The organism is Flavobacterium branchiophilum NBRC 15030 = ATCC 35035 (genome assembly GCF_002217205.1).
Classification (GTDB): domain Bacteria; phylum Bacteroidota; class Bacteroidia; order Flavobacteriales; family Flavobacteriaceae; genus Flavobacterium; species Flavobacterium branchiophilum.
The window spans coordinates 1-554 of the sequence record NZ_MUGT01000163.1 but is presented as its reverse complement, the minus strand read 5'-3'; the positions used below and the strand labels follow the sequence as shown (position 1 = coordinate 554).

1 protein-coding gene is annotated in these 554 nt (G+C 26.0%); it reads left to right on the top strand.

Going from position 1 to position 554, the window contains the following annotated elements; translation table 11 throughout:
* A partial coding sequence (locus B0A58_RS16560) for a hypothetical protein (RefSeq protein ID WP_394364008.1) occupies positions 1–554 on the top strand: 554 nt, incomplete at both ends.

Sequence of the window (554 nt, the reverse complement as noted above, 5' to 3'; positions counted from 1 at the left end):
AAAACAACTATTACACCACCGCCGAGGGACTTGGCAAAGTAAACGTGTATATTGAAGGTAATATTACAAATGCAGAAGCACAAGCTAAATTAATTGCTGAAATTGGAACACAAACCGAAAACATTTATGTGCAGAATACTTCGCAGTTATCATCTATTAATATTAATTTTAATATAAACTTGCGAGATATTTACTTCAATAATAACAAATATTTGAAAAATATTTGCATAAAAGGAACAAATAACAAAATCAATAAAATTGAAATTGAAGACGGACATTATCTAAACAAAATACTAATTAATGGAGTAGTTGAAGCTAATCAATTAGATTTTGGACACATGGCTGGAGATTATAATTTGAATGAATTTATAGATATAGAATGTCATGATTTAGTTACTATTCATGGTAATTTAAGATTATTTATTGGGCAATATGACCACCCTGTTTTTAATAAATTAAATTTTTATGATTTAAAATATATAAATAAAACGATTAAAAATAGCACATACAATAGATGGCAAGGAAATTATTCAGAATTTAATATGCCTGAATTA